This window comes from Burkholderia sp. Se-20378 (assembly GCF_017104665.1).
GTDB lineage: Bacteria > Pseudomonadota > Gammaproteobacteria > Burkholderiales > Burkholderiaceae > Burkholderia > Burkholderia lata.
This window is the reverse complement of the sequence record NZ_JAAGPG010000625.1, coordinates 1-4,476: the sequence shown is the minus strand read 5'-3', so window position 1 is coordinate 4,476 and position 4,476 is coordinate 1. Positions and strand designations below refer to the sequence as shown.

The following is a 4,476-nucleotide window of genomic DNA, read 5'->3' as shown; positions in this document are numbered from 1 at the left end:
CCGCTCCGCCCGACGCGGCTGCGGCGCCGCTGGCGGGTTGCGCCGCGTTGGCGGCCGGCGCGGCCGGTTCGGGGAAGTTCGCGCCGTCGTTGTTCGCCATGTAGACGATCGCACGGGCGATTTCATAGTCGCTGACGTCGTCGGGGCTCGTGCCGCCGCGCGGCGGCATCGCGCCCTTGCCGGCCAGCGCCGTCTTCAGCAGCGTGTCGAAGCCTTGCGAGATGCGCGGCGCCCAGTCGTCCTTGTTGCCGAACTTCGGTGCGCCGGCGGCGCCCGTGCCGTGGCAGGTCACGCAGACGGCCTTGTAGACTTCCTCGCCGGTCTTGTACGTGCGGGGCGCGTTGGCGTCCTTCACTTCGACCTGGGCGAGCGGGGCGACACGTGCGGCAACCTGTTCGTCGGATAGCGCGTCCGTGCCGGCGCCGTAACGGAACGCATGGTTCGCGTAGTTGGCGAACAGGACGATCAGGATGATCGGAATCGCGAACGACGCGATGATGACGGCAATCAGCTGCCCGGGAGTTTTGACCGGAGATTCGTGGGGTGCTTCGCTCATGCTTGCCTCGTCTCCATGATTAGGAATTGTGAGCGCGGTGCAACGGCAAATGGCAGTCCAATGAAGCCCGGTCGATTATAGACGGAACGTTTACATCACGGCGAGCGGTGCGATGGCGCGTGTTTACCCGCACGCGGCGCGGCCCCGCGCGGATTCGTCGGGCAAGGTGGACGCTTCATGGGAAACCGGGTATCCTTGCCGTCTTGCCAATGGTGGGCGGCCTGTATATTGGGGTCGCTTCACTGTCTCACGCGCCCGTAGCTCAATGGATAGAGTACTGCCCTCCGAAGGCAGGGGTTGCTGGTTCGATCCCAGCCGGGCGCGCCAAGCCTATCAAGGCTCTCAGCGGTTTTCTCCCTTCGTCGCACTGTCTCGTTGCAGCTGAATTGCAGCTGGCACCGGCACGGGCTCGGCCGTCAGCGGCGTGACCCACTGCGCGAGGTGGTCGGCCGACAGGTGCGCGTACCGCTGCACCATTTCCATCGTCTCCCAGCCGCCCAGCTCCTTGAGCACCTGCAACGGCGTGCCGCGCTGCACGTGCCAGCTCGCCCAGGTGTGACGCAGGTCGTGCCAGCGGAAGTCGCTCAGGCCGGCACGCTGCAGCGCCTTGGCCCATGCGGCCGTTGCCGTCTGGTAGACCGGCCTGCCGCGATAGGTGAACACGCTGTCCGCGCATTCCGGCGCCCGCGGGTTCGCGCGCTGGCGGTGCAGCACCGCGATCGCGGTATCCGAAAGCGGCACCGTGATGGCCTTGCGCGCCTTCGCCTGGTCCGGGTGGATCCACGCGACGCGCCGCGCAAGGTCGACTTGCGACCAGCGCAGCCCCGTCACGTTGGCGCGGCGCAGGCCGGTCTCGAGACTGAAGCGCGCCATGTCGGCGAGATGCGCGGGCAGTTCGGCGAGCAGCCGCTCCGCTTCTGCCGGGGTCAGCCAGCGGATGCGTTTCGAGACGATCTTCGCGCGTTTCGTGACCGGCGCGCGCTCCAGCCATTCCCATTCCACCGCCGCATTCAACACCGACTTCAGCACGCCGATCACGCGACGCACGGTGCCGTCGCTGACGGCCCGGTCGGTCTCGACGACGCCGTGCCGGGTGCGCACCGTGCGCGGTTCCTGGCGCTTGGCCTGCGCGATCGCGTCGACGCGGTTCCGGTCGATGTCGGCGAGCGCGACGCCGGACAGGTGCCGGTCGAGCCAGCGCAGGTGAATCTTCGACGTTTCCAGGCTGGCGAGGCTCGCGCGTTCGCCGACGTAGCGCACGACGGCGTCGTTCCACGAATGGCGCGGCTTCGTGCCGAGCCGTGCCTGGTTCCACAGGTCGACCTTCAGCCGGTCGTGGAATTCCTGGGCCTGGGCTTTGTCGCGGGTGCCAGTGCTTCCCTGTATCGGCGTTCCGCCGCCAGGGGGGTACAGCTTGTATTGCCAGTTCGGGCTGGTTTTGCGTTTGTAGAGCGACATGGGCGGGTTTCCTGTTGCTGATCGTTCTGGGCGACGGGCGGAAGCCATTCGCCGGCGAGGTAGCGCTGCAGGGCGGCGACGGAAAAGATCCAGCGCTTGCCGACCTTGCGGCCGGGCAGCGCGCCGGCCCGGGCCTTCAGGCGCACCGTTTCGGGGTGGGCGCCGAGCAGGGCCGCGGCGCCCGCCAGGTCGACGGTGGCCGGATTCGGGCTGTCGGCAGGCCGCGCGCCGGGCGGGCACGCAGCGCAACTCGTGGAGTGGTGGTTTGCGTGTGAAGAGTGCATAACACGTTGATGTTCAAGCGTTTTGTTGGCCATCGGTTGCCATCATTCAGGCGTGGCGGCCGCGCGGAACCCGTGGCGCGAAATCGCTGCATCGCCGGCGACCGATGGCAGTGCGGCCCCGACTCGTGGTGCGCGATGGCGGTGGGTCGCAAGGGCTTCCCGGTTCTTTTTCTTCTTTTTCTTCAATGAGTTGAAGAGAGAGAAAGAAGAAGGGACTGCCGCCGGCGCGCCAACCGGACTCATGGCAAAAGCGGCATGACACGTGGCGAACCCGGCGCGATACAAGGCGGCAGTTCCTTCAGGAATCAAGGACTTGCGAGCCGGCACACGCGATAACCACGACTCGCGTGCGCTGCCTGCCGGCCCCCGACGGGCGCCGCCGCGTGGTGACAGGTCGTACAGGGCGCGGCTCATGCTCGGCCGCCTTGCAGCGCATCGGTCGCCAGGTCCTCGCGTACCGACACGTGCAGGCCGAATGCGGCCAGACGCTCGAGCGACACCGGCGTCAGGTACGGCACGCGGCGCATGTAGATGCGGCGCTCGACCTCCTTCTCGCCGACCACGACGCCGGCGTGCTTGAGCTGCGCCTTGAACACGCGGTCGGACTTCACCGGCAGGCCGTTCCACTTGTCGCGCAGCGCGCTCGTGTGCGCGAGGTGATCCATCACGTGCCCGGTGCGCAGCAGCAGGCAGAATTCGCCGTCGACGGTGTCGAAGGTGTACGGATGCTTGTAGTTGCCGCCGTCGATTTCCGACAGCACCGTTTCCATGATCCAGACCCACGGCTCGCGGTCGGCGCTGGTTTCGGCGACGTGACCGTTCATCTCGGCGATCAGGTCGCGCGGGAAATCGCCTTCGCTCGGGTCCATGCCGGCGAATTCGCACAGGTAGCGCCACGCGAGCCCGATGGCCGCGTAGTTGCCGGCCATGCGCCGCGCGCCGTCGTCCTCGCCGCTCGCGCGGCAGCCGGCGAGCGCCTTGTCGCGCAGCGTCGCGTACTGGTCGAGCGCGGTGCGCCGGTCGAGCCCGGTCAGGAACTCGAGCCATTGCCGGACCGGGAAGCGCGGCAGGTCGTCGGGCAGCAGCGGCCCGCGCTTGCCGGTCAGCGTCGTGCGCACGAGCTTGCCGAGCAGGCTGCGCACCGGCACGTCCTCGCCGGCGAGCATCACCGGCGCGCACAGCAGGTATTCGGTCATGTCGGTGCCGCGCCGCGTTACCGTGTACTGGTAGTTCTCCTGCAGCAGCCCGACCGCCTTGTCGATCACGTCCTGCCGCCGTGCCGACAGTTCTTCCCAGCCCACCGGGTGGCTCGTGTGACTGATGCTGGTCAGCAACCGGAATTCGGTCTGCAGCGACTGCCCCGAGAACATCGTGAATGCGAGCGAGCGTTCGAGCCGCTTGATGAGCGTCGACTTGCCCGCGCCCTTGTTCGCCTGGATCGTCAGATGCGGCCAGAAGCCGAGCAGCGCCTTCAGGTGGCCGCCGAGCGCCCACACGAGCGGGATCGTCGCGGCGTTCTGCCGGAACGTCGTCTGGTAGGCGGCGATCACGCGGCGCGCGTCGCTCACCGGGCCGTCCGGGAACGTGAGGTTGTGATACGGGCACTGCTTGTCCGCTTCGGTGAAGTAGCAGTCGGGGCCTTCGTTGACGATCAGCCGCCCGTCGCGCCACGCGAGCCCGACGAAGTTCGCGGCGCGGCGCGCGCCGAGGTCGGCGCCGCGCTCGAGGATGTTCACCATCCGCTTGAACGGCGCCGGCGCCCAGATCGGGCCGAACTTGCTCCACTGGTCGACGTTGTGCAGCTGATCGTCGAGCATCACGCGGCGGATCAGCTGCGCACCGTGGCGCGGCGCCTGCACCGACACGGCGAAGTAGACGGTGGGCGCCTGGTCGGCGTCGCCCGTCATCGTCGACGTCGCGCTCGCGACGGCCACGCGGCTGATGCCGGCGATGCGGAAGCCGCACAGGTCGGTCATCACGGGCGTGTCGACGCCGGATTCCTCGTTGCGATCCATCTTGGTGATGTAGTTCGTGAAGTCAGGCCGCACGCGAAACCGCCAGTACTGCGCGAAATCGTGCGCCGGCAGGAAGATGCGCGGCCGGCCGCGGCGCGATGCGTCGCCGGGCAGGCCGGCGACGAGCCACGGTTCGAGCTGGTCGAGCGCGCGCGCCCGGTCA

The 4,476-nt window shown here is 68.2% G+C and carries 4 protein-coding genes, 1 tRNA gene and 1 pseudogene; 1 reads left to right on the top strand and 5 read right to left on the bottom strand.

All coding sequences use genetic code 11. The features are described from left to right. Positions 1-556: cytochrome c5 family protein (locus tag G3N93_RS35085; protein WP_206135023.1), on the bottom strand; the 556-nt coding region annotated here is incomplete at its 3' end. 251 nt (positions 557-807) lie between these two features. Here G3N93_RS35085 and G3N93_RS35080 point away from each other — a divergent pair. Further along, positions 808-883, top strand: a tRNA-Arg gene (locus tag G3N93_RS35080). A 15-nt stretch (positions 884-898) separates the two neighbouring features. Here G3N93_RS35080 and G3N93_RS35075 read toward each other — a convergent pair. The 4 genes and pseudogenes from G3N93_RS35075 to G3N93_RS35065 all read right to left on the bottom strand — a co-directional run. After that, entirely contained in the window at positions 899-1,969 is a 1,071-nt protein-coding gene (locus tag G3N93_RS35075; RefSeq protein WP_277396595.1) for a site-specific integrase, read from the bottom strand. Beyond that, positions 1,882-2,298 carry a helix-turn-helix domain-containing protein gene (locus G3N93_RS41850; protein WP_241026833.1) on the bottom strand — a complete coding sequence of 139 codons (417 nt, stop codon included), beginning with the start codon at positions 2,296-2,298 and terminating at the stop codon, positions 1,882-1,884. The genes G3N93_RS35075 and G3N93_RS41850 overlap by 88 nt, the downstream gene beginning before the upstream one ends. Before the next feature lie 42 nt (positions 2,299-2,340). Then, positions 2,341-2,712 carry a hypothetical protein gene (locus G3N93_RS35070; RefSeq protein WP_206135021.1) on the bottom strand — a complete coding sequence of 124 codons (372 nt, stop codon included), beginning with the start codon at positions 2,710-2,712 and terminating at the stop codon, positions 2,341-2,343. Then, positions 2,709-4,476, bottom strand: a pseudogene (locus G3N93_RS35065) (hypothetical protein); the annotation flags it as partial. The gene G3N93_RS35070 and the pseudogene G3N93_RS35065, both read right to left, overlap by 4 nt.